Annotated in this window: 17 protein-coding genes and 2 pseudogenes; 13 read left to right on the top strand and 6 right to left on the bottom strand. The window is 73.1% G+C overall.

The features are described from left to right. The first annotated feature begins 139 nt into the window (after nucleotides 1-139). The 5 genes from BIV25_RS22400 to BIV25_RS22380 all read left to right on the top strand — a co-directional run bounded on the left by BIV25_RS22400 (nucleotide 140) and on the right by BIV25_RS22380 (nucleotide 7333). Nucleotides 140-1063, top strand: a complete 924-nt coding sequence (locus BIV25_RS22400; protein ID WP_071374166.1) for an LLM class F420-dependent oxidoreductase — start codon at nucleotides 140-142, stop codon at nucleotides 1061-1063. Nucleotides 1064-1186: 123 nt separating this feature from the next. Continuing rightward, the gene (locus BIV25_RS51255; RefSeq protein WP_256256000.1) at nucleotides 1187-2125 is read left to right on the top strand and encodes a CbrC family protein; all 939 of its coding nucleotides are present in this window, start codon (nucleotides 1187-1189) and stop codon (nucleotides 2123-2125) included. A 125-nt stretch (nucleotides 2126-2250) separates the two neighbouring features. Beyond that, nucleotides 2251-3195: a hypothetical protein gene (locus BIV25_RS22390; RefSeq protein ID WP_071374165.1), complete on the top strand. Its 945-nt coding sequence runs from the start codon at nucleotides 2251-2253 to the stop codon at nucleotides 3193-3195. A 71-nt stretch (nucleotides 3196-3266) separates the two neighbouring features. Beyond that, on the top strand, nucleotides 3267-4793 hold the full coding sequence (locus tag BIV25_RS22385; RefSeq protein ID WP_071374164.1) for a 3' terminal RNA ribose 2'-O-methyltransferase Hen1: 1527 nt from the start codon (nucleotides 3267-3269) through the stop codon (nucleotides 4791-4793). After that, on the top strand, nucleotides 4790-7333 hold the full coding sequence (locus BIV25_RS22380; protein ID WP_071374163.1) for a polynucleotide kinase-phosphatase: 2544 nt from the start codon (nucleotides 4790-4792) through the stop codon (nucleotides 7331-7333). The genes BIV25_RS22385 and BIV25_RS22380 overlap by 4 nt, the downstream gene beginning before the upstream one ends. Before the next feature lie 16 nt (nucleotides 7334-7349). Here BIV25_RS22380 and BIV25_RS47415 read toward each other — a convergent pair. Next, a pseudogene (locus BIV25_RS47415) lies at nucleotides 7350-8234 on the bottom strand (hypothetical protein); the annotation flags it as partial. Then, nucleotides 8231-9436: pseudogene (locus BIV25_RS22375) on the bottom strand (SPFH domain-containing protein). The pseudogenes BIV25_RS47415 and BIV25_RS22375, both read right to left, overlap by 4 nt. 156 nt (nucleotides 9437-9592) lie before the next feature. On the opposite strand from BIV25_RS22375, the gene BIV25_RS22370 reads away from it, so the two are divergent. The 3 genes from BIV25_RS22370 (at nucleotide 9593) to BIV25_RS22360 (ending at nucleotide 13509) form a co-directional block, all read left to right on the top strand. Further along, the gene (locus BIV25_RS22370; RefSeq protein WP_071374162.1) at nucleotides 9593-10816 is read left to right on the top strand and encodes an arginine deiminase; all 1224 of its coding nucleotides are present in this window, start codon (nucleotides 9593-9595) and stop codon (nucleotides 10814-10816) included. Nucleotides 10817-10921: 105 nt separating this feature from the next. Continuing rightward, complete coding sequence (gene argF / locus BIV25_RS22365) at nucleotides 10922-11950, top strand: ornithine carbamoyltransferase (protein ID WP_071374161.1); 1029 nt, start codon at nucleotides 10922-10924, stop codon at nucleotides 11948-11950. 110 nt (nucleotides 11951-12060) lie between these two features. Continuing rightward, the gene (locus BIV25_RS22360) at nucleotides 12061-13509 is read left to right on the top strand and encodes an amino acid permease (RefSeq protein WP_071374160.1); all 1449 of its coding nucleotides are present in this window, start codon (nucleotides 12061-12063) and stop codon (nucleotides 13507-13509) included. Here the strand turns inward: BIV25_RS22360 and BIV25_RS22355 are convergent. Next, nucleotides 13466-13921, bottom strand: a complete 456-nt coding sequence (locus BIV25_RS22355; RefSeq protein ID WP_071374159.1) for an ATP-binding protein — start codon at nucleotides 13919-13921, stop codon at nucleotides 13466-13468. The genes BIV25_RS22360 and BIV25_RS22355 overlap by 44 nt on opposite strands. A 283-nt stretch (nucleotides 13922-14204) precedes the next feature. On the opposite strand from BIV25_RS22355, the gene BIV25_RS22350 reads away from it, so the two are divergent. The 3 genes from BIV25_RS22350 (at nucleotide 14205) to BIV25_RS22340 (ending at nucleotide 17904) form a co-directional block, all read left to right on the top strand. After that, nucleotides 14205-15032: an enoyl-CoA hydratase family protein gene (locus BIV25_RS22350; RefSeq protein ID WP_071374158.1), complete on the top strand. Its 828-nt coding sequence runs from the start codon at nucleotides 14205-14207 to the stop codon at nucleotides 15030-15032. A 7-nt stretch (nucleotides 15033-15039) separates the two neighbouring features. Beyond that, nucleotides 15040-17307: a bifunctional salicylyl-CoA 5-hydroxylase/oxidoreductase gene (locus BIV25_RS22345; protein WP_071374157.1), complete on the top strand. Its 2268-nt coding sequence runs from the start codon at nucleotides 15040-15042 to the stop codon at nucleotides 17305-17307. Nucleotides 17308-17394: 87 nt separating this feature from the next. Then, nucleotides 17395-17904 (top strand): hypothetical protein, encoded by a 510-nt coding sequence (locus BIV25_RS22340; RefSeq protein WP_071374156.1) that lies wholly within the window; start codon nucleotides 17395-17397, stop codon nucleotides 17902-17904. Between the two features lie 4 nt (nucleotides 17905-17908). Here BIV25_RS22340 and BIV25_RS22335 read toward each other — a convergent pair whose 3' ends face one another. Beyond that, nucleotides 17909-18721 carry a PaaX family transcriptional regulator C-terminal domain-containing protein gene (locus tag BIV25_RS22335; RefSeq protein WP_071374155.1) on the bottom strand — a complete coding sequence of 271 codons (813 nt, stop codon included), beginning with the start codon at nucleotides 18719-18721 and terminating at the stop codon, nucleotides 17909-17911. A gap of 15 nt (nucleotides 18722-18736) precedes the next feature. Further along, entirely contained in the window at nucleotides 18737-20338 is a 1602-nt protein-coding gene (locus tag BIV25_RS22330; RefSeq protein ID WP_071374154.1) for an AMP-binding protein, read from the bottom strand. Between the two features lie 180 nt (nucleotides 20339-20518). On the opposite strand from BIV25_RS22330, the gene BIV25_RS22325 reads away from it, so the two are divergent. Further along, nucleotides 20519-21664 (top strand): acyl-CoA dehydrogenase family protein, encoded by a 1146-nt coding sequence (locus BIV25_RS22325; RefSeq protein ID WP_071374153.1) that lies wholly within the window; start codon nucleotides 20519-20521, stop codon nucleotides 21662-21664. After that, entirely contained in the window at nucleotides 21661-22059 is a 399-nt protein-coding gene (locus tag BIV25_RS22320) for a RidA family protein (RefSeq protein WP_071374152.1), read from the top strand. The genes BIV25_RS22325 and BIV25_RS22320 overlap by 4 nt, the downstream gene beginning before the upstream one ends. Nucleotides 22060-22079: 20 nt before the next feature. On the opposite strand, the gene BIV25_RS22315 is transcribed toward BIV25_RS22320, so the two are convergent. Continuing rightward, entirely contained in the window at nucleotides 22080-22274 is a 195-nt protein-coding gene (locus BIV25_RS22315) for a DUF5999 family protein (RefSeq protein WP_071374151.1), read from the bottom strand. Between the last annotated feature and the right edge of the window lie 207 nt (nucleotides 22275-22481).

Below are 22481 nucleotides of genomic sequence, written 5' to 3'. Positions count from 1 at the left end.
CCAACGATCATCACCGGGGCCGGTCACTGGCCCGCACAGTGCCCCGGGCACCCCGCCCGCGATTTTCACCCGACCGGGGATCAGCGCACCCGGCGGTACCGGCGAGGTTGACGCGGGCCGCGGCGTGCAGGATAGATGTATGGACCTGCGAATCTTCACCGAGCCCCAGCAGGGGGCCACCTACGACACCTTGCTCACCGTGGCGAAGGCCACCGAGGATCTCGGCTTCGACGCTTTCTTCCGTTCCGATCACTACCTCGGCATGGGCGGCACGGACGGCCTGCCCGGCCCCACGGACGCCTGGATCACGCTGGCCGGACTCGCCCGTGAGACCAAGCGCATCCGCCTGGGCACGCTGATGACCGCCGGCACCTTCCGGCTTCCCGGCGTGCTCGCCATCCAGGTCGCCCAGGTCGACCAGATGTCCGGCGGCCGTGTGGAACTGGGCCTCGGCGCCGGCTGGTTCGAGGAGGAGCACAAGGCGTACGGCATCCCCTTCCCGAAGGAGAAGTTCGCCCGCCTGGAGGAGCAGCTCGCGATCGTCACGGGGCTGTGGGCGACCGAGCTCGGCAAGACCTTCGACTTCCACGGCACCTACTACGACCTCACCGAGTCGCCCGCTCTGCCCAAGCCCGCCCAGGGCAGGGTCCCCGTGCTCATCGGCGGCCACGGTGCGACCCGTACGCCGCGACTGGCCGCGAAGTACGCCGACGAGTTCAACATCCCGTTCGCCTCGGTCGAGGACAGCGAGCGGCAGTTCGGCCGGGTCCGGGCCGCCGCCGAGGAGGCCGGCCGCGGTGCGGACGACCTGACGTACTCCAACGCGCTCGTGGTCTGTGTCGGCCGGGACGACCAGGAGGTCGCGCGCCGCGCCGCCGCGATCGGCCGTGAGGTGGACGAGCTGAAGGCCAACGGCCTGGCCGGCTCCCCGGCCGAGGTCGTCGACAAGATCGGCCGGTACGCCGCGATCGGCTCCCGGCGCCTCTACCTCCAGGTGCTCGACCTCGACGACCTGGACCACCTGGAGCTGATCTCCGCCCAGGTGCAGTCGCAGCTGTCGTAGGACGGACGCTCGCGGCGATGTCCCTCCCCGCCCGGCAGGGACATCGCCGCACGGCGCGGCCGGGCCGCCCGCCCGTGCCCGGGGGATGCCGAGGTGGTGCCGGTATGTGATGGAGTAGGGACCATGGGGTCCGGCATATACGTCCATGCGTTCCGTGACGGCGACGTCGTGCCGATGGACGCCACCGCCGTGCGCGAGGTGCTGGTGCCGTACGCCCCGTACGAGGTGCCCGACGGCGAGCCGGTCGAGTGGGTGCGGGCCGCCGACGGCAGCGACGCCGACGTGTATCTGCACCTGGGGGTGTCGTTCGACCGGCCGGGCCCCGGCGTGCTGGACATCGTCGCCGAGCTGGCCCGCCGCACCGGCGCGGCGATCGTGCTGCTCGGGGATCCGACGGTGATCGTGACCCGCGAGGAGGACGTGCGGCAGCTGCCGGAGGACCTGCGGGCACGCGCGGTCGTGGTGCCGCCCACCGCGCTGACCGGGCAGGCGATCGAACAGGTCGTCAGGCCGCGCCCGGAGCCCCGCCGCCGCCCGCTGCTGCCGCCGTTCCCCTACCACCCGGACCCGGTGGCCACCGGGTCGGTGCGGGCCGCCGACGAGCCGTGCGCCTGCTGCGGACACGACCAGGGCTGGATCTACACCGGCCCGGTCTACGGCGAGGACGTACCGGACGGACGGCTGTGCCCCTACTGCATCGCCTACGGCACGGCGGCCAGGCGCCACGGCGTGTTCTTCAACGACGTGGCGGCCGGGCGGATGCCGGACGAGGCGGCCCGGCAGATCTGCGAGCGCACCCCCGGCTTCGCCACCTGGCAGGACTGGGACTGGCCGGAGCACTGCGGCGACGGCGCCGTGTTCCTCGGCGCCGTCGGCGCGCGCGAACTGCGGCCCCACCCCGAGGCGTTGGACGAGCTGCGCCGGGAGTGCGCCGCGTGGGGCCGGCCGGACGGCACGGTCGAGGAGTTCCTCGCGGCGCTCGACAAGGACGGGCAGCCGACCGGGTACCTCTTCCGCTGCCGTGTGTGCGAGACACATCTCGCGCGGGCCGACTTCACCTGAGACCGCGTGCGACAGCAGCCGGTCCGAGCCGGGAGCCGGTGATTGTGAACCATTTGTGATCTCCCCGTGCCGGAACTGTGGGCTCCGTCACGGCGTCCATGATCCCGGCCTGATCGGATGGCCCCGTGCGCAAAGTCCTGCCTCTCGCTCTCGCCGCCCTCTTCGCCCTGTCGGCCTGCCGGTTCACCGATCGCCTCAGCGACGACGACGCCGCGGGCGAGGCCCGCCGGCTCAACGCCGTCTCGGCGTTCCCGCTGTACGCGTACGAAATCGACCCCTCCGCGGCCGACAGCAGGGCCGTCGAGCGGGCGCAGTGGATCCTCGCCAAGCGGTGCATGGTCCGGCTCGGCTTCTCGGGTTTCGCGGTGCTCGACACCAGCAGCGTCGAGTCGACCTACCCGGTCCGGCAGGGCACGCTCGACGTCAGCAGTTCCGTCGGCGACGAGCGGCCGTACGGCGTGGACGACCCGGACCTGGCGTCCGAGCACGGTTACCACAACCACGACCTGTCCGCCGGCACCCAGCACCTGGAGTGGCCCACCGACCAGTTCCTGGCCCTCACCGCCGAGTTCGGGACCGGCGACAGCCACTTCGCGCACGGGCACCGCATACCCGAGGGCGGCTGCCTGGGGCAGGCACGGCAGGAGATCACAGGCCCCACGCCCGCCACGAAGGTCGACGGCGTGCGGCTCACGGGCACCACCTCGATCGCCATGCGCCTGTGGATCCAGTCCGGCAGGGAGGCCCGCAAGGACCCGGCCTGGAAGAAGGCCGACCGCGCCTGGTCGGACTGCATGAAGAAGCGCGGCTTCCACTACGCCGACCCGGACGCGGCGTCCCTGGACACAGCCTGGTTCCGCACCGACAAGCCCACCGGCGCGGAGCGGAAGACGGCCGCCGCCGACGCGACGTGCAAGCTCGACACCGGTTACATCCAGTCCGCCCACGCCCTCCAGGCGCGGGCCCAGAAGAGCGCCATCCGCCGGAACAAGCAGGAACTGGAGGACCAGCGCGCGGCACAGCAACGGGCCGTGCGCAACGCCCGCGCCATCGTCGCCAAGGAGTCGTGACGAGGAGAGACGAGGGGAGCGGCCGGGAAAACCGGTGGTCACCGGGGTCGCGGCCCGGAAGAATCGCTGAGGTGTTCCTGACGATCTCGACGCGCGGCGACGCCGCCCACCCGGCCACCGACCTGGGGTACCTGCTGCACAAGCACCCCGGCAAGGCGCAGAAGTTCTCCACGTCCCACGGCACCGCCCATGTCTTCTACCCCGAGGCGGACGAGCAACGCTGCACGGCCGCGCTGCTCCTGGAGATCGACACGGTCGCGCTGGTCCGGCGGGGCAAGGGCAAGGGCCGCGGCGGAGCCCCGGACGCGGCGCTCGCGCAGTACGTCAACGACCGCCCCTACGCGGCCTCCTCGCTGCTCGCGGTCGCGCTGAGCGGTGTCTTCTCCAGCGCCCTGCGCGGGGTGTGCGCCGCGCGCCCGGAACTCCCGGCGCGGGCCCGGCCGTTGCGCGTCGAGGTGCCCGCGCTGCCCGCGCGCGGCGGCCCCGGCCTCGTGCACCGCCTCTTCGAGCCGCTCGGCTGGAAGTCCCCCACTCTCGGCTCCGCTCGAGCGGGAGGTGCCCCCATCGCCGAACCGGTCGCGCTCGACTCCGAGTTCCCCGCGTGGGGTGACTCCCGCTACGTCCGGCTCGTCATGGAGTCGGAGCGGCTGACCCTGGCCGAGGCCCTGCGCCACCTGTATGTCCTGCTGCCCGTCCTCGACGACGCCAAGCACTACTGGGTCTCCTCCGACGAGGTCGACAAGCTGCTGCGCGCGGGCGAGGGCTGGCTGCCCGGGCACCCCGAGCAGAAGCTCATCACCAGCCGCTACCTCTCCCGCCGCTGGTCGCTGACCCGGCAGGCGACCGAGCGGCTGGAGCTGGTCCGGCTCGCCGAGGCCGACGACAGCGAGGTCGAGGAGATCGACAACGCGGTCGCCGAGGAGACGGAGACCGAGGAGAAGCCGACCCCGCTGGCCGTGCAGCGCCGCGAGGCGATCCTCGCCGCCCTGCGCGAGAGCGGCGCTGCCCGGGTCCTCGATCTCGGCTGCGGACAGGGCCAGTTGGTGCAGGAGTTGCTGAAGGACACGCGGTTCACGGAGATCGTGGGGCTCGACGTGTCCGCGCGGGCGCTCACCGTCGCCGCGCGGCGGCTGAAGCTGGACCGCATGGGAGAGCGCCAGGCGTCCCGGGTCCGGCTGTTGCAGGGCTCGCTCGCCTACACCGACAAGCGCCTGAAGGGCTACGACGCCGCCGTGCTCAGCGAGGTGATCGAACACCTCGACCTGCCCCGGCTGCCCGCCCTGGAGTACGCGGTGTTCGGCGCCGCCCGGCCGCGCACGGTCGTCGTGACCACCCCGAACGTCGAGTACAACGTCCGCTGGGAGACCCTGCCCGCCGGTCATGTCCGGCACGGCGACCACCGCTTCGAGTGGACCCGCGAGGAGTTCCGCGCCTGGGCCGCCCGGGTCGCCGAACTCCACGGCTACGACGTCCGGTTCGCCCCCGTGGGCCCGGACGACCCCGAGGTCGGCCCGCCCACCCAGATGGCCCTGTTCCACCGGAACGAGACCCGGAACGACACCCCGAACGACACCGAGAAGGAGGCGAAGGCAGCATGACCGAGACGCAGCACGAGGCGCGGGTCCTCCCCGTCACCGACCTCTCCCTCGTCGTCCTCGTCGGCGCCTCCGGCTCCGGCAAGTCCACCTTCGCCCGGCGGCACTTCAAGCCCACCGAGGTGATCTCCTCCGACTTCTGCCGCGGCCTCGTCTCCGACGACGAGAACGACCAGGGCGCGACCCGCGACGCCTTCGACGTCCTGCACTACATCGCCGGCAAGCGGCTCGCCGCCGGCCGCCGCACGGTGGTGGACGCCACCAGCGTGCAGCAGGACAGCCGGCGCCAGCTGATCGAACTGGCGAAGAAGTACGACGTGCTGCCCATCGCCATCGTGCTCGACGTGCCCGAGGAGGTGTGCGCCGAGCGCAACGCGGCCCGCACCGACCGCGCCGACATGCCCCGCCGGGTCATCCAGCGGCACATCCGCGAACTGCGTCGTTCCCTGCGGCACCTGGAGCGCGAGGGCTTCCGCAAGGTGCACGTGCTGCGCGGTACCGAGCAGATCGACGGCGCCACCGTCGTCACCGAGAAGCGCTTCAACGACCTGACCCACCTCACCGGCCCGTTCGACATCATCGGCGACATCCACGGCTGCTCGGCCGAACTGGAGTCGCTGCTGGGCAAGTTGGGTTACGTCGACGGCGTGCACCCGGACGGTCGTACCGCCGTGTTCGTCGGCGACCTGGTCGACCGCGGCCCGGACTCGCCGGGCGTGCTGCGCCGGGTGATGTCCATGGTCGGGTCCGGTCACGCGCTGTGCGTGCCGGGCAACCACGAGAACAAGTACGGCCGCCACCTCAAGGGCCGCAAGGTCCAGCACACCCACGGGCTCGCCGAGACCATCGCCCAGATGGAGGGCGAGAGCGAGGACTTCCGGGCCGAGGTGCGCCGCTTCCTGGACGGCCTCGTCAGCCACTACGTCCTCGACGGCGGCAAGCTGGTCGTCTGCCACGCCGGTCTGCCCGAGAAGTACCACGGCCGCACCTCCGGCCGGGTCCGCTCGCACGCCCTGTACGGCGACACCACCGGCGAGACCGACGAGTTCGGGCTGCCGGTGCGCTACCCGTGGGCGGAGGACTACCGCGGCCGCGCGGCGGTCGTCTACGGGCACACCCCGGTCCAGGAGGCGTCCTGGCTCAACAACACCATCTGCCTGGACACCGGCGCCGTCTTCGGCGGCAAGCTGACCGCGCTGCGCTGGCCGGAGCGCGAACTGGTGGACGTACCGGCCGAGCGGGTCTGGTACGAGCCGACGCGCCCGCTGCGCGCCGAGGCACCCGGCGGACAGGACGGCCGGCCGCTGGACCTGGCCGACGTGCACGGCCGCAGGGCCGTCGAGACCCGGCACGCGGGCATGGTCGCGGTCCGCGAGGAGAACGCGGCGGCGGCTCTTGAGGTCATGAGCCGCTTCGCGATCGACCCGCGCCTGCTGCCGTACCTCCCGCCGACCATGGCCCCGACGGCGACGTCGCAGGCGGACGGCTACCTCGAACACCCCGAGGAGGCCTTCGCGCAGTACGCGCGCGACGGCGTCGAGCGGGTCGTGTGCGAGGAGAAGCACATGGGCTCGCGGGCCGTGGCCCTGGTGTGCCGCGACGCGGAGGCGGCCGTCAGGCGCTTCGGCGTACAGGGCCCGACCGGGTCCCTCTACACGCGCACCGGGCGGCCCTTCTTCGACGACGAGCAGGTGACCGAGGAGATCCTCGCCCGTCTGCGCTCGGCGGTGACGGACGCCGGACTCTGGGACGAACTCGCCACCGACTGGCTGCTGTTGGACGCCGAGCTGATGCCCTGGTCGCTGAAGGCCACGGGTCTGCTGCGCGGTCAGTACGCGGCCGTGGGCGCCGCGTCGGGCGCGGTCTTCCCGGGTGCGCTCGGCGCGCTGGAGGCCGCCGCGGCACGTGGCGTGGACGTCGGCGGGCTGCTGGAGCGCCAGCGTGAACGCGCCGCCGACGCCGCCGCGTTCACCGCCGCCTACCGCCGCTACTGCTGGACCACGGACGGCCTGGACGGCGTGCACCTGGCCCCGTTCCAGCTGCTCGCCGTCCAGGGCCGCAGCCTCGCCGCGCTGCCGCACGACGAGCAACTCGCCCTGGTCGACCGGCTGGTGGAGCACGACGGCACCGGACTGCTGCGGACGACGAGGAGGCTGTACGTCGACACCGGTGACCCGGAGTCGGTGCGCGCCGGTGTCGACTGGTGGCTGGAGATGACCGGCCGCGGCGGCGAGGGCATGGTGGTCAAGCCGCTCGGCGCGGTGGTCCGGAACCCGGAGGGGCGGCTGGTGCAGCCCGGCGTCAAGTGCCGGGGGCGGGAGTACCTGCGGATCATCTACGGCCCCGAGTACACCCGGCCGGACAACCTGGCCCGGCTGCGGCAGCGGTTCCTGAACCACAAGCGGTCCCTGGCGCTGCGCGAGTACGCCCTCGGTCTGGAGGCCCTGGACCGGCTCGCGGAGGGGGAGCCGCTGTGGCGGGTGCACGAGGCCGTGTTCGGGGTGCTGGCCCTGGAGTCGGAGCCCGTGGACCCGCGACTGTAGGCCCTGCGGGCCCGCGGCCGGTCAGCCGCAGCCGCTGCTCGCACACGCCGACGCGGACCGTCCGGCCCCAGGCCGGCTGGAGCGCGTCCGCCTCGATGCCGTCGCCGAAGGCGATGAGGCGGCCGGACTCGACGGTGACCGTCAGCCTCGCGAGGGCGCCGAGTTCGCCGGCCACCAGGCTCGTGCCGGCCACCAGGCTCGTGCCGGTGGCCGGCGAGGGCCAGGCCTCGCGGACGAGCCACACCAGCCGGTCCTCGGTGGGGGGCAGCGCGATCCGGCTGCCCCGCTCCTGCCACACGGAGCGGAGCCACCCGGTCGCGCCGGTGCCGGTCCCCACCAGCACCCCGGAGGATGCCTGGGTCTGGGGGCACCCCCTGTTCGAGCGGAGCCGAGAACTTGGGGGAGACACCCCCGCGTCCTCCAGGCCCAGGCGGTATCGGGCGGTCTGATGACCGGGGGTGCCCAGATAGATCTCGTTGAGCGCGAGCAGCCGCTGGGTGTCGTCGGCGACGGCCTCCACCATGGTGAGTTCGTCCACCGTGGTGCTCGTCGCCCGCGGCAGCAGCTTCGCCGCGTCGCCCGCCCGGTGCCTTACCAGCACCCCGGGGTTGCGGCCGGGGTCGGTGTCGATGCCGATCACCACGACCACGTCCGCGGGCGCGAACAGGAACCGGTCCAGGTCGCCCCGCTCCACCTGTGCCTGACGCCACGTCAGCGGCACTGCGGAGATCACCTCGGCCGGCGCGGCGCAGGTGCGCCGGTGGCGTGCGGCGACCTCCTCGATGTCGCGGCCCCGGGAGGCGAGGAAGAACGCGGCCTGGCCGTGCGTGCCGTGCCGGACCACCAACTCCTCGTACTCCGTGGTGCGGTGGACCAGCACGGCGCGCGGGGCGAGGCTCATCGGCCGGTCTCCGCACCGAGCCTGGCGAGCAGCCCGGTCAGCACGTCGGGCGAGACGGTCACGCTGTCGATGTGCGGCAGGTTCTCCGCCACCTGGCCGGCGGTCAGCGCGCGCAGGGTCGTCGCCCCGTCGAGCCCGGCCCCGGCGTGCACCCGCAGCCAGGGCGCCCGGGCCTCGGCCCGTGCCGCGCCGGTTTCGCGTGCCGCCTCCGCCTCGGCCCGGGCGATCCGCACGGCCCGCTCGGCCTCGGCGTCGGCCAGCAGGGCCGTACGCGCGGCCTCCGCCTCGGCGAGGCGCCGGGACGTCGCGGCCTCGGCCGGCTTCACCGATCGTTCGGCCTCCGCGTCGGCGAGCAGCACCGAGCGGGCCGCCTCGGCCCGGGCGCGCACCGCGTCCGCGGCCGCAGGTTCCTCGGCCTCGCGGCGGGCGTTGGTGCCGTGCTGCTCCACCGACTGCTCCCTGAGGGTCTGCCGTCACGCTCCCGCCTGCCCGGCGGGCGGACGACGGGAGCGTGACGGCGGGCCCTCGCGGCGGGCGAGTTCGACGCTGCTGGCCAGTTCGTTCTCGGCGATGGTCCGCTCCCGCTCCACCGCCATGGCCCGCCGCTCGTAGGTGGCCCGGTCGGTCTCCTGCCGGATCTGCTCGCGGGCCGGGGTGCGCAGCGCCCGCTCCATCTTTGGCTCGGGCCGCAGCGCCATCACGCGGACGGCCACCACCTCGATGCCGGTGGCGGGCAGCCGGGGTTCGGCGGCGAGGCCGGCGGCGATGCGCTCGCGTACCGCCGTGACACCGTCGGCCAGGGCCGCCGGCAGCGTCGTACGCGCGAGGACGTCCAGCGCGTGCTGCTGCGCGGTCTCCGTGAGGAGGGTGCCCAGCTGCTCCAGCGGGGTGCCGCGCCAGGCGCCGGTGTCCGGGTCGGCGGAGAAGTCCAGGCGGGCGGCTGCCACGGCCGGGTCGGCGATCCGATGGGTGACCGTGGCCTGGACGGACACGTCCTGGAAGTCGGAGGTGCGGGCGTGGAAGGTCATCGCCCGTTCGCGGTCGTCGACCGGCACCTCGGACAGGGCCGCACTCAGCGGCCGGAACCAGAAGCTGAGGCCGGGGCCGTCGTGCACCAGCGTGCCCGAGCGGTGGTGCCGGACGTGTGCCGTCGGTGCTCCGCGCAGGTGGCGCCAGCCCAGGCGCCGGGTGATGTCGGCCATGGATCCCCCTCGTTTTGACCCGGTTTACGGACCTCATTTTTCGTCACCTCGACGATAAGCGGAAGGCCCTGCTTCTCGTCAAGGGGACGAGAACAGGAAGTGGCAGAAACGGGCGACAGGGGCGTGAAGACGGTCGCGTGCGGCCAGGATGGAGGAATGACCTACCGTGTCGACTCCGAGGCCGGTCGGCTGCGCCGCGTCATCCTGCACCGGCCCGACCTGGAGCTCAAAAGGCTCACCCCCAGCAACAAGGACGCCCTCCTCTTCGACGACGTGCTGTGGGTGCGGCGGGCGCGCGCCGAGCACGACGGATTCGCCGACGTCCTGCGGGACCGCGGCGTCGCCGTCCACCTCTTCGGCGACCTGCTCACCGAGACCCTCGAACTCCCCGCGGCCCGCGACCTCGTCCTCGACCGGGTCTTCCACGAGAAGGAGTACGGCCCGCTCGCCGCCGACCATCTGCGCGCCGCCTTCGCGTCCCTGCCCGCGCGCGAGCTCGCCGAGGCGCTCGTGGGCGGCATGACCAAGCGGGAGTTCCTTCAGGCGCACCCGGAGCCGACGTCCGTCCGCTTCCATGTGATGGACCTCGACGACTTCCTCCTCGGCCCGCTGCCCAACCATCTGTTCACCCGCGACACCTCCGCCTGGATCTACGACGGGGTCGCCATCAACGCCATGCGGCTGCCCGCCCGGCAGCGCGAGACCGTCCACTTCGAGGCGATCTACCGGCACCACCCGCTGTTCCGCGACGAGCCGTTCCACGTCTGGTCACAGGGGCAGGCCGACCATCCCTCCACCATCGAGGGCGGCGACGTGCTGGTGATCGGCAACGGCGCCGTGCTGATCGGCATGAGCGAGCGCACCACCCCGCAGGCCGTGGAGATGCTGGCCTACCAGCTGTTCGCGGCCGGCTCCGCGCGCACGATCGTCGCGCTCGACATGCCCAAGCGGCGCGCCTTCATGCACCTCGACACCGTGATGACCATGGTCGACGGCGACATCTTCACCCAGTACGCGGGCCTTGGCATGCTGCGCTCGTACACCATCGAACCGGGCGTCGGCGACCGGGAGCTGAAGGTCACCGACCATCCTCCGGAGCACATGCACCGGGCCATCGCCGCCGCCCTCGGCCTCGGTGAGATCCGGGTGCTGACCGCCACCCAGGACGTGCACGCCGCCGAGCGCGAGCAATGGGACGACGGCTGCAACGTGCTCGCGGTCGAGCCCGGCGTCGTCGTCGCCTACGAGCGCAACGCGACCACCAACACCCACCTGCGCAAGCAGGGCATCGAGGTGATCGAGATCCCGGGCAGCGAGCTGGGCCGGGGCCGGGGCGGCCCGCGCTGCATGAGCTGCCCGGTGGAGCGCGACCCCGTCTGACCGGTCGCGGTGTGATGAAGCGGACTCCAGGACGACGTATAGAAATTCAGGACCTCGTATAGAATTCCAAAGTCCCTGCACCTCTCGTACCTCCGGAGCGCCCCCATGGCGACAGTCCCGACCGCCCTCGCCGGCCGCCACTTCCTCAAGGAACTGGACTTCACCGAGCAGGAGTTCCGCGGCCTGGTCGAGCTGGCGGCCGAGCTGAAGGCCGCCAAGCGGGCCGGGGCCGAGCCGCAGTACCTGAAGGGCAGGAACATCGCGCTGGTCTTCGAGAAGACCTCGACGCGCACCCGCTGCGCGTTCGAGGTCGCCGCCGCCGACCAGGGCGCCCACACGACCTACCTCGACCCGGCCGGCTCCCAGATCGGGCACAAGGAGTCCGTGAAGGACACCGCCCGGGTGCTCGGCCGCATGTTCGACGCGATCGAGTACCGGGGCCACGGCCAGGGTGTCGTCGAGGAGCTGGCCGCCCACGCCGGGGTCCCCGTCTACAACGGCCTCACCGACGAGTGGCACCCCACCCAGATGCTCGCCGACGTGCTCACCATGACCGAGCACACCGACAAGCCGCTGGACCGGGTCGCCTTCGCCTACCTCGGCGACGCCCGCTACAACATGGGCAACTCCTACCTCGTCACCGGCGCCCTGCTCGGCATGGACGTGCGGATCGTCGCCCCCAAGGTGCTGTGGCCGGACGAGACGATCGTCGCGGTCGCCCGGCAGCTCGCCACCGCCTCCGGCGCCCGGGTCACGCTCACCGAGGACGTGCCGGAGGGCGTGCGCGGCGCCGACTTCATCGCGACCGACGTCTGGGTGTCCATGGGTGAGCCCAAGGAGGTCTGGGACGAACGCATCGCGCTGCTCGGCCCGTACGCCGTGAGCATGGACGTCCTCGCCGCCACCGGCAACCCCGACGTGAAGTTCCTGCACTGTCTGCCGGCCTTCCACGACCTCGGCACCCAGGTCGGCCGCGAGATCCACGAGCGGCACGGACTGACCGAGCTGGAGGTCACCGACGAGGTCTTCGAGTCCGAGCACTCCGTCGTCTTCGACGAGGCGGAGAACCGGATGCACACGATCAAGTCGGTCCTCGTCGCCACCCTGGCGGGTACGTCACACAGCGTTGCCTGACCCGCGCCACCAGGCCTTATCCTGACCGGCGGCCCGGGACCACCCCGCCCGGTGCCACCGCCGCGACCCCACCCGGTCGCCCGCACCACCCAGAAACGAGCACCACCCGCATGCCCGCTCCCCGCATCAAGTCCCCGCAAGCGCTCGTCGCCGAATCCGGCGCCGACCGCGAGGGACACGGCCTGAAGCGCACGATGGGCCTCTTCCAGCTCATCTGCTTCGGCGTCGGCGCCATCGTCGGCACCGGCATCTTCGTCGGCCTCTCCGACTCCGTCGCCCAGGCCGGTCCGGCCGTCGTCGTCTCCTATGTGCTCGCCGCGATCACCTGCGTCTTCACCGCCTTCTCCTTCGCGGAGCTGGGCGGCGCGATCCCGGTCTCCGGCTCCTCGTACTCCTTCGCCTACGCCGGCCTCGGCGAGTCCACCGCCTTCCTGGTCGGCTGGTGCCTGCTGCTGGAGTACGGCGTCTCGATCTCGGCCGTCGCCGTCGGCTGGAGCCAGTACGTCAACGAACTGCTGCACAGCCTCACCGGCGTCCAGCTGCCCGCCGCGCTGTCGGCCGGCCCCGGCGACGGCGGGATCGTCAACCTGCCCGCGGTGATCGTCATCGCGATGGCTTCGGTGCTGCTGGTGCGCGGCGTGCGCGAGAGCGCCCGGGCGACGGCCGCCATGGCCGCAGTCAAGCTCGTCATCCTGCTGGCGTTCTGCGCCATCGGCTACAGCGCCTTCAAGCACGGCAACCTCACCCCGTTCTCGCCGGCCGGCCTCGGCGGTATCGGCGCGGGCACCACCGCGGCGTTCTTCTCGTACATCGGCTTCGACGCGATCACCACCGCCGGCGAGGAGGCCAAGAACCCGCGCCGGGACATCCCCGTCGCGATCATGGTCTGCATGGGCATCGTGACCGTGCTGTACTGCGCGGTCGCGCTCGCCGCGATCGGCGCCATCGGCGGCAGGCAGGTGGCCGGCCGCCCCGCGGCCCTGTCCTACGTCGTCAACGAGGTCACCGGCTCGACCGCCGGCGGCGGCGTGATCGCCTTCGGCGCGGTCGTCGCCATCGCCTCCGTCGTCCTCGCGGTGATGTACGGCCAGACCCGCATCCTGATGTCGATGTCCCGGGACGGCCTGATCCCGCGCGTCTTCGAGAAGGTCGACCCGAAGACCGCCACCCCGGTCGCCGGCACCCTGATCGTCGCCGTGGTCTTCGCCCTCCCGGCGGCCTTCGCGTCGCTGGACGCGGTGATGAACCTGTGCACCATCGGCACGCTCGCGATCATGGCCGTCGTCAACATCGCGGTGCTGGCCCTGCGCCGCCGCGAACCGGGCCTCACCCGCAGCTTCCGCGTCCCGCTCTACCCGGTGGGCCCGCTGCTCGGCATCGGCTTCTGCCTGTACCTGATGTACGAGACCGGCTGGCGCACCTGGCTGCAGTTCGCCGTGTTCCTCGTCGTCGGCCTCGCGATCTACGCCGCCTACGGCCGCCGGCACTCCACCCTGGCCACCGCGGCCCCCGAGGTCACAGCGAGCGCCGCCGCTGAGCGGGAACCACAGGCAGTGTGAACCACACCGCCTTGCCCGACGGGGTGGGGCGGTGCCCGCAGGACGAGCTGAGGGCACGGATCAGCAGCAGCCCGCGCCCGTCCTCCTGCCAGGGGTCCGGCAGCTCGATCACGGGCCGGGTCAGATGGCCCGGGGGCGCCGGGTCCGCGTCGTGCACCTCGACCTGGCAGCCGGTCGGCAGCAGCTGCACCACCAGCTCTATCGGGCCGCGCCCGGCGGTGTGCTCCACCGCGTTGGCCACCAGTTCGGCCGTGAGCAGCTCCGCGGTGTCGCTGTCGGCCGTGTGCTCCACCTCGGCGAGGGCCGTGCGCACCAGCGCACGCGCCACGGGCACCGCCGCGGCGGTGTGCGGCAGCGCGATGCGCCAGGAGGCCGATTCGGTGGGGCGTTCGTGCAAGGCGAGTCCGTTCATGGAGCAGGCTGTCCTGCTTTCGACTGTAGGAATGGTACGGGCCCCGGCCACAGGGACGGCCCGCGGGCTTCGCCCGGGACCCCGGCCCTGTCGGCCCGTGCCCCGGTACCTGGCGGCTTACCCAGGCGAACGCCCCGCGTCCCTCACCCGTCCCTGCTGTTACGGCCCTGTCGCCGATCGGTGACACAGGCCTGTCGCGTCCTCATGACGACAGTCACAAACGAGTGATAACTTCGAGTGACACAGCGCAACGTACGGACCCCAGCCAAGGAGGCCGCACGTCATGAGTCCCTTCACCGGCTCCGCCGCCCGCACCTGCGACTGGGAGCACCTGCGGGTCGATCTCGCCGACGGGGTCGCCACCGTCACCCTCGCGCGCCCCGACAGGCTCAACGCCCTCACCTTCGGCGGGTACGCCGACCTGCGCGATCTGCTCGCCGAGCTCTCCCGGGAGCGTGCCGTGCGCGCCCTGGTGCTGGCCGGCGAGGGCCGCGGCTTCTGCTCCGGCGGCGACGTGGACGAGATCATCGGCGCCACGCTCGCCATGGACACCGCCCAGCTGCTCGACTTCAACCGGATGACCGGCCAGGTCGTGCGGGCCATCCGCGAATGCCCGTTCCCGGTGATCGCCGCCGTGCACGGGGTGGCGGCGGGCGCCGGCGCGGTCCTGGCCCTGGCCGCCGACTTCCGCGTCGCGGACCCCTCGGCCCGCTTCGCCTTCCTCTTCACCCGCGTCGGCCTGTCCGGCGGCGACATGGGTGCGGCCTATCTGCTGCCCCGGGTCGTCGGCCTCGGCCACGCCACCCGCCTGCTCATGCTGGGCGAGCCGGTCCGCGCCCCCGAGGCCGAGCGCATCGGCCTGATCAGCGAGCTGACGGACGAGGGCCGCGCGGACGAGGCGGCCCAGGCCCTCGCCCGCCGCCTCGCCGACGGCCCGGCCCTGGCCCACGCCCAGACGAAGGCCCTGCTGACGGCCGAGCTGGACATGCCACTGGCCGCCGCGGTCGAACTGGACGCCCAGGCCCAGGCCCTGCTGATGAACGGCGAGGACTACGCCGAGTTCCACGCGGCGTTCACGGAGAAGCGCCCGCCGAAGTGGCAGGGGAGGTGACATCGGCATGAAGGTCGCCGTCATCGGGGGCGGACCCGGTGGTCTGTACGCCGCCGCCCTGCTCAAGCGCCTCGACCCCACCCGCGAGATCACTCTGTGGGAACGCAACGCCCCCGACGACACCTTCGGCTTCGGCGTCGTCCTCTCCGACGAGACCCTCGGCGGCATCGAACACGCCGACCCCGTGGTCTACGAGGCCCTGCGGCGGGACTTCGTCCGCTGGGACGACATCGACATCGTGCACCGGGGTACGACCCACCGCTCCGGCGGCCACGGCTTCGCCGCACTGGGCAGACGGCGCCTCCTGGAGATCCTGCACGCGCGCTGCCAGGCCCTCGGCGTGGACATCCGTTTCCGCACCGAGGCCCCGCCCCCCGACGCGCTGTCGGCGGCGTACGACCTCGTCATCGCCGCCGACGGGGTGCACAGCACCACCCGCGAGGCCTACGCCGGGGCGTTCGGCCCCCGGGTGAGCGCACACCGCTGCCGCTACATCTGGCTCGCCGCCGACTTCCCCTTCGACGCCTTCCGCTTCGAGATCGCCGAGACCGAGCACGGTCCGATGCAACTGCACGGCTACCCGTACGCGGCCGACGCCTCCACGGTGATCGTGGAGATGCGCGAGGAGGTATGGCGGGCGGCGGGATTCGAGGAGCCGGCGCCGGCGGAGTCCGTCGAGCGGTGCGCCAAGATCTTCTCCGCGGCCCTGCGCGGCCGCCCCCTGCGCTCCAACAAGTCGGCCTGGACGACGTTCGGGACGGTGGTCAACGACCGGTGGTCCCACGACAACGTGGTCCTCCTCGGTGATGCCGCCCACACCGCCCACTTCTCCATCGGCTCCGGCACCAAGCTCGCCGTGGAGGACGCGCTCGCCCTCGCCGCCTGCCTGGAGGAACAGCCGGACGTGCCACGGGCGTTGGCCGCGTACGAAGAGGAGCGCCGGCCCGTCGTCGCCTCCACCCAGCGGGCCGCTCGGGCGAGCCTGGAGTGGTTCGAGGACCTGGCCCGCTACCGCGCCCAGCCGCCGCGCCAGTTCGCCTTCAACCTGCTCACCCGCAGCCGCCGGGTCACCCACGACAACCTCCGGCTGCGCGACTCGCACTTCACCGCAGCCGTGGAGCGCGAGTTCGGCTGCCCGCCCGGCACCCCTCCGATGTTCACCCCGTTCCGGCTGCGCGGACTGACCCTGCGCAACCGGGTCGTGGTGTCGCCGATGGACATGTACTGCGCCGTCGACGGCGTCCCCGGCGACTTCCACCTGGTCCACCTCGGCGCCCGCGCCCTCGGCGGGGCCGGGCTGGTGATGACCGAGATGGTGTGCGTGAGCGAGGAGGGCCGCATCACGCCGGGCTGTGCCGGGCTCTACACCGGCCGGCAGGCCGAGGCGTGGCGGCGCGTCACCGACTTCGTGCACCAGCAGGCGCCGGGTACGGCGATCGGGGTGCAGCTCGGGCACGCGGGCCGCAAGGGCTCCACCCGGCTGATGTGGGAGGGCATGGACGAGCCGCTGCCCACGGGTAACTGGCCGCTCCTCGCCGCCTCCCCGCTGCCGTACAAGCCGGGCAGCCAGACCCCGCGGCAGCTGTCCCGCGCCCAACTCACCGATGTGCGCGAGCAGTTCACGGCGGCTGCCTGGCGGGCCGCGCGGGCCGGGTTCGACCTGCTCGAACTGCACTGCGCCCACGGCTACCTGCTCTCCGGCTTCCTGTCCCCGCTCACCAACCACCGCACCGACGCCTACGGCGGCTCGCTGGAGAAACGGCTGCGGTTCCCGCTGGAGGTCTTCGACGCCGTCCGCGCGGTGTGGCCGGCCGAGCGGCCCATGACCGTCCGCATCTCCGCCACCGACTGGGCCGAGGGCGGGACGAGCGGTGAGGACGCCGTCGCGATCGCCCGGGCCTTCACCGCACACGGCGCCGACGCCATCGACGTCTCCACCGGGCAGGTGGTGGCCGAGGAGCGGCCGGAGTTCGGGCGGTCGTACCAGACGCCGTTCGCCGACCGGATCCGCCACGAGGCCCGGATCCCGGTAATCGCGGTCGGCGCGATCTCCTCGTGGGACGACGTCAACTCCCTGATCCTCGCCGGCCGCACCGACCTGTGCGCCCTCGCCCGCCCGCATCTGTACGACCCGCACTGGACCCTGCACGCGGCGGCCGAGCAGGGCTACGAGGGCCCCGGCGTCGGCTGGCCCGCCCCCTACCGTGCGGGCAGCCGCCGCCCGCAGACCGGCCGCACGGATGCCCCCAAGCCCCGTCTGACCCTGGGCCGTTGAATGGTCTGTGCCGTCTGCTCTCCTCGGAAGAGGGGAAAGAGAGAGGCGAGAGACGAGGGGCGACAGGGCCTACGGGACGGAGCGGTCATGGGTGTGCTGTGCGACTACTTCGCGGCGGCCGACCGGCCGACGGCGGTCGACTGGGCGATCGGCCCCGGCGGGGACTGGCAGGCGGAGGGCCGGTCCCTCGACGAGGCGGGCGCGGACTGGATCGACGTGAAGGGTGTCGATCCGCACGTCGCCCTCGGCCAACTCGTCGCGTTCGCCGAGGGAAGACCGTACGACGTCCGCGCCGCAGGGCCGCGGCTCCTGTGGCCGGACGCGCGGGTGTGGCCCCCGGAGCGGCCGGCCGCACCCGGCGCCGAGTCGCCGTGGGAGTCGGGACTGCAGCTGACCGAGCTGCCCGACTCCTGGCGGGACCGGCTCGCCGCCGTGGCGGACGAGCACGTGCCGATGCTGGCCCTTGAGTGGTACGACATCGAGGAGGCCGACTTCGCCGGTTTCCCGGACTGCGAGGAGTGCATCCGCGCCTTCGCGGGCCTCGCCCGCCGGGCCCTGGACACGGGCGCGCACCTGTACTGCCGCTGCTGCCTGTGACGCCTCACACCCCGGCGAACTCCGCGCCCGCGTCCCGCAGTCGTGCGTGCAGGGCGCGGAAGACCTCCGCCGAGCGCAGGCCCGGCCACCCCGCGGGCAGCAGGTGGGTGGGCAGGCCGGGGTCGGTGTAGGGCAGATGGCGCCAGGAGTCGAGGGCGAGGAGGTAGTCCCGGTAGGCCTCCTCGGGCGGGGTGCCCGGGCGGTGTTCCCAGGCGCGCAGCACCGGCGCGTGGGTGTCCAGGAAGTGCTCGTGCTCCTTGGCGATCGCGGCCAGGTCCCACCAGCGGGCGACCGCCTCCTGCGTCGCGGCGAAGCCCAGGTGCTCGCCGCGGAAGAAGTCGACGTACGGCTCCAGGCGGAGGCGGCGCAGGGTGTGTTCCGCCTCCTCGTGCAGTCGCGCCGGGGCGATCCACACCCCGGGGGCCGCCGTGCCGAAGCCGAGGCCGGCCAGCCGGGAGCGCAGCACGTGCCGCTTCTGCCGCTCCGACTCGGGGACGGAGAAGACCGCCAGCACCCAGCCCTCGTCCCCGGGCGGCGCCGCCGCGTAGATGCGGCGGTCGCCGTCGTCCAGCAACTGGCGTGCCTCGGGCGAGAGTTCGTAACCGGCGGCACCGGTGGCCGCGCGGGCCGGCACCAGCAGGCCGCGCCGTTTGAGCCGGGACACCGAGGACCGCACGGAGGGCGCGTCCACGCCGACCGCGGCCAGGAGCCGGATCAGCTCCGCGACGGGTACGGGGCCGGGCATGAAGCGGCCGTACGCGCCGTAGAGCGTGACGATGAGGGACCGGGGGGCGTGCTGCTCGGACACGTTGATCATTTTAGGTCTTCGGTATCACTGCTGGTCACCATCGGTGCGCAGACGGAACCGCTGCAACTTGCCGGTGGCGGTGCGCGGGAGCGCGTCCAGGAAGACGAACGCGCGCGGGCATTTGTAGGGCGCCAGCTCCGCCAGCAGGAAGCGGCGCAGGACCTCGGGATCGCGCGGTGCCCCGGCGCGCAGCACCGTGTACGCGACGGCGACCTGTCCGCGCGCCTCGTCGGGGCGGCCGACGACGGCCGTCTCCACCACGTCCGGATGCCGCAGCAGCGCGTCCTCCACCTCCGGCCCTGCGATGTTGTACCCGGCCGAGATGATCATGTCGTCGGCGCGGGCCACATAGCGGAAGTAGCCGTCGGGGTCGCGGACATAGGTGTCGCCGGTGACGTTCCAGCCGTCGCGGACGTACCCGCGCTGGCGGGGATCGGCCAGATAGCGGCAGCCGACCGGGCCGCGCACGGCCAGCAGTCCGGGCTCGCCGTCGGGCACCGGGCGGCCGTCCGCGTCCTGCACCCGGGCCTGCCAGCCCGGCACCGGCACGCCCGTGGTCCCGGGTCTGATGCGCTCGTCGGCGGCGGAGACGAAGATGTGCAGCAGCTCGGTCGCGCCGATGCCGTTGATGACCCGGACGCCGGTGCGCTCGTGCCAGGCCCGCCAGGTGGCCGCGGGCAGGTTCTCGCCGGCCGACACGCAGCGCCGCAGCGAGGAGACGTCGTGCCCGTCCAGCTCGTCCAGCATGGCGCGGTAGGCGGTCGGGGCGGTGAACAGCACCGAGACACGGTGCCCGGCGATCGCCGGGAGCAGGTGTTTCGGGCCCGCCTGCTCCAGCAGCAGGCTGCTGGCGCCGGCCCGCATGGGGAAGATCACCAGCCCGCCGAGGCCGAAGGTGAAGCCGAGCGGGGGAGAGCCGGCGAAGACGTCGTCCGCCCGGGGGCGCAGCACGTGCCGGGAGAAGGTGTCCGCGATCGCCAGCACGTCCCGGTGGAAGTGCATGCACCCTTTCGGGCGACCCGTGGTGCCGGAGGTGAACGCGATCAGGGCGATGTCGTCGGCGGCGGTGTCGACCGCCGGGAACGGGGAGTCCGGCGCCGGGCGGCGCAGCAGGTCGTCCGGGCCGTCCCCGCCGTAGGTGAGGATCCGCAGGTCCGGTGTCCCCGCCTTCACCAGGTCGTCCACCGCGCGTATGTCGCACAGCGCGTGCCGCACCCGGGCGATCTCGCACATCGTCGCCAGCTCGTGCGGGCGCTGCTGGGCCAGCACGGTGACCGCTATCGCGCCCGCCTTCAGCACGGCCAGCCAGCAGGCGGCGAGCCACGGTGTGGTAGGGCCGCGCAGTAGCACCCGGTTGCCGGGGACCACTCCGAGGTCGGCGGTGAGCACGTGCGCGATCCGGTCGACGCGGGCGCGCAGTTCGCCGTACGACCAGCTGGGACCGGCGGCGGTGTGGAAGACCGGGCGGTCCGCGTCGGCGTGGTCCAGCAGCTGTGCCGCGCAGTTCAGCCGGTCGGGGTAGCGCAGCTCCGGCAGGTCGAAGCGGAGCTCGGGCCACTCGTGCGGCGGGGGCAGATGGTCGCGCGCGAAGGTGTCGATGTGGGCCGAGTGAGCCGTGACGTGCATGGTGGTTCGCCCCCTTGCCGTGACGGACGGACTCTGCGGCGGGCTCGCGCTCCCCCGGAGGGGGTGCCCCCAGCGTATCGTCTTGGTGACGGCGGTCAACCTCACGCGATAGCGTCGGGGGGAGACGGCAACGAGGAGGGGCGGGGCGCCCGGTGGCCCGCCCCGGAGGGAGGACCGGCAGTGCCCGCATTCTCACTCGAACCGGAGCAGACCGCCTGGTGCGCCGAACTGCGCGCGCTGGCCGCGGCACGACTGCGCCCGCTCGCCGACCGGGGGGAGCCGGGCCACGTCAACCGGCCGCTCCTCGCCGAACTCGGGCGACTCGGCCTGCTGGAGCGGCTGTTCACCTCCGGCGCGCTCGACCTGTGCCTGATGCGGGAGTCCCTCGCGCAGGCCTGCACCGAGGCCGAGACCGCCCTCGCCCTCCAGGGCCTCGGCGCCCACCCGGTGCACGCCCACGGCAGCCCCGCCCAGCGGGGGCACTGGCTGCCGAAGGTCGCCGCCGGCAGCGCGGTCGCCGCCTTCGCGCTGAGCGAACCGGGCGCCGGTTCGGACGCGGCCGCGCTGTCCCTCGCCGCCCAGCCGGACGGCACCGGCGGCACCCGCGGCTGGCGGCTGACCGGCGAGAAGTGCTGGATCTCCAACGCCCCCGAGGCCGACTTCTACACCGTCTTCGCCCGCACCACACCCGGCGCCGGAGCCCGCGGCGTGACCGCCTTCCTCGTCCCCGCCGACCGCCCCGGACTCACCGGCACCGCCCTGGAGATGCTCTCCCCGCACCCCATCGGCGCCCTCGCCTTCGACGCCGTACCGGTCACCGCCGACGACGTGCTCGGCGAGAGGGACCGCGGCTTCGCCGTCGCCATGGGCACCCTGAACCTCTTCCGGCCCAGCGTCGGCGCGTTCGCGGTCGGCATGGCCCAGGCCGCGCTGGAGGCCACCGTCGACCACACGCGCCGCCGGCAGGCGTTCCGGGGCACGCTGAAGGACCTCCAGGCCGTCGCCCACCAGGTCGCCGAGATGGCGCTGCGCACCGAGGCGGCCCGGCTGATGGTGTACGCGGCGGCGACCGCGTACGACCAGGGCGCCCCCGGTGTCCCCGGGCGGGCCGCGATGGCCAAGCTGCTCGCCACCGAGACCGCGCAGTACGTGGTCGACGCCGCCGTCCAGCTGCACGGCGCCCGCGCCCTGCGCCGCGGCCACCTCCTCGAACACCTCTACCGCGAGGTGCGCGCACCCCGCGTCTACGAGGGCGCGAGCGAAGTCCAACGGGGCATCATCGCCAAGGAGTTGTACGCCACCGCCCACGACCAGGAGGCCCGGTGAGCACCCAGCGCGTCAACCCGCCCGCCCTCTGCCCGCCGTCCGGCTTCTCGCACGCCGTCGTCGCCGCCGGCTCCCGCGTGGTGTTCCTCGCGGGACAGACCGCCCTCGACGCCGACGGCAAGGTCACCGGCGCGACGCTCCCCGAGCAGTTCGAGAAGGCGCTCGGCAACCTCCTCGCCGCCCTGCGCGCCGCCGGCGGCGCCCCCGCCGACCTCGCCCGGGTCACGGTCTACGCCACGGACGTCGCCGCGTACCGCGCCGACGCGGGCCGGCTGGGCCGGATCTGGCAGGACCTCGCGGGCCGGGACTATCCGGCGATGGCCGTCGTGGAGGTCGTACGGCTGTGGGACGAGCAGGCGATGGTCGAGCTGGACGGGTTCGCCGTACTGCCCTGACCGGTGTCCGGACAGGCCGCTCAGGCCGCCGCCGGGAGCCGGTCCGCCGGGAGCCGGCACGGCGCGACGACACTGCCGTCCGCGTGCAGCTCGCCGCTGTCGTCGAAGACGATCGAGCCGTCGCACAGCAGCGTCCAGCCCTGCTCGGGGTGGGCGGCGACCGGGTGCCGCGGGGCAGTGGCGGACGCGGGGCACGAGGACCGGCAGGAGCACATGGCGCACCTCCACAACGGGACGTGAGGGGGCCGGCGGGTCCGGCCGACGCCCGTCACCTCAGACCATGCGACCGCCGTGAACGCACCGGAACCGATCGCCGTGAAGCGTGACAACACCCGGACAACTCCCGGACGGTTCCATGACGCGCCACCGATGGGGTGACGGTCACGCCCCGCGGCACGGACGCCCGGTATCCAGTGGAACTC

It is taken from the genome of Streptomyces sp. MUSC 14, assembly GCF_001866675.1.
In the GTDB taxonomy this organism is placed as follows: Bacteria; Actinomycetota; Actinomycetes; order Streptomycetales; family Streptomycetaceae; genus Streptomyces.
Note: the sequence above shows the minus strand (reverse complement) of the source record. Positions and strands in the feature narration are given on the sequence as shown.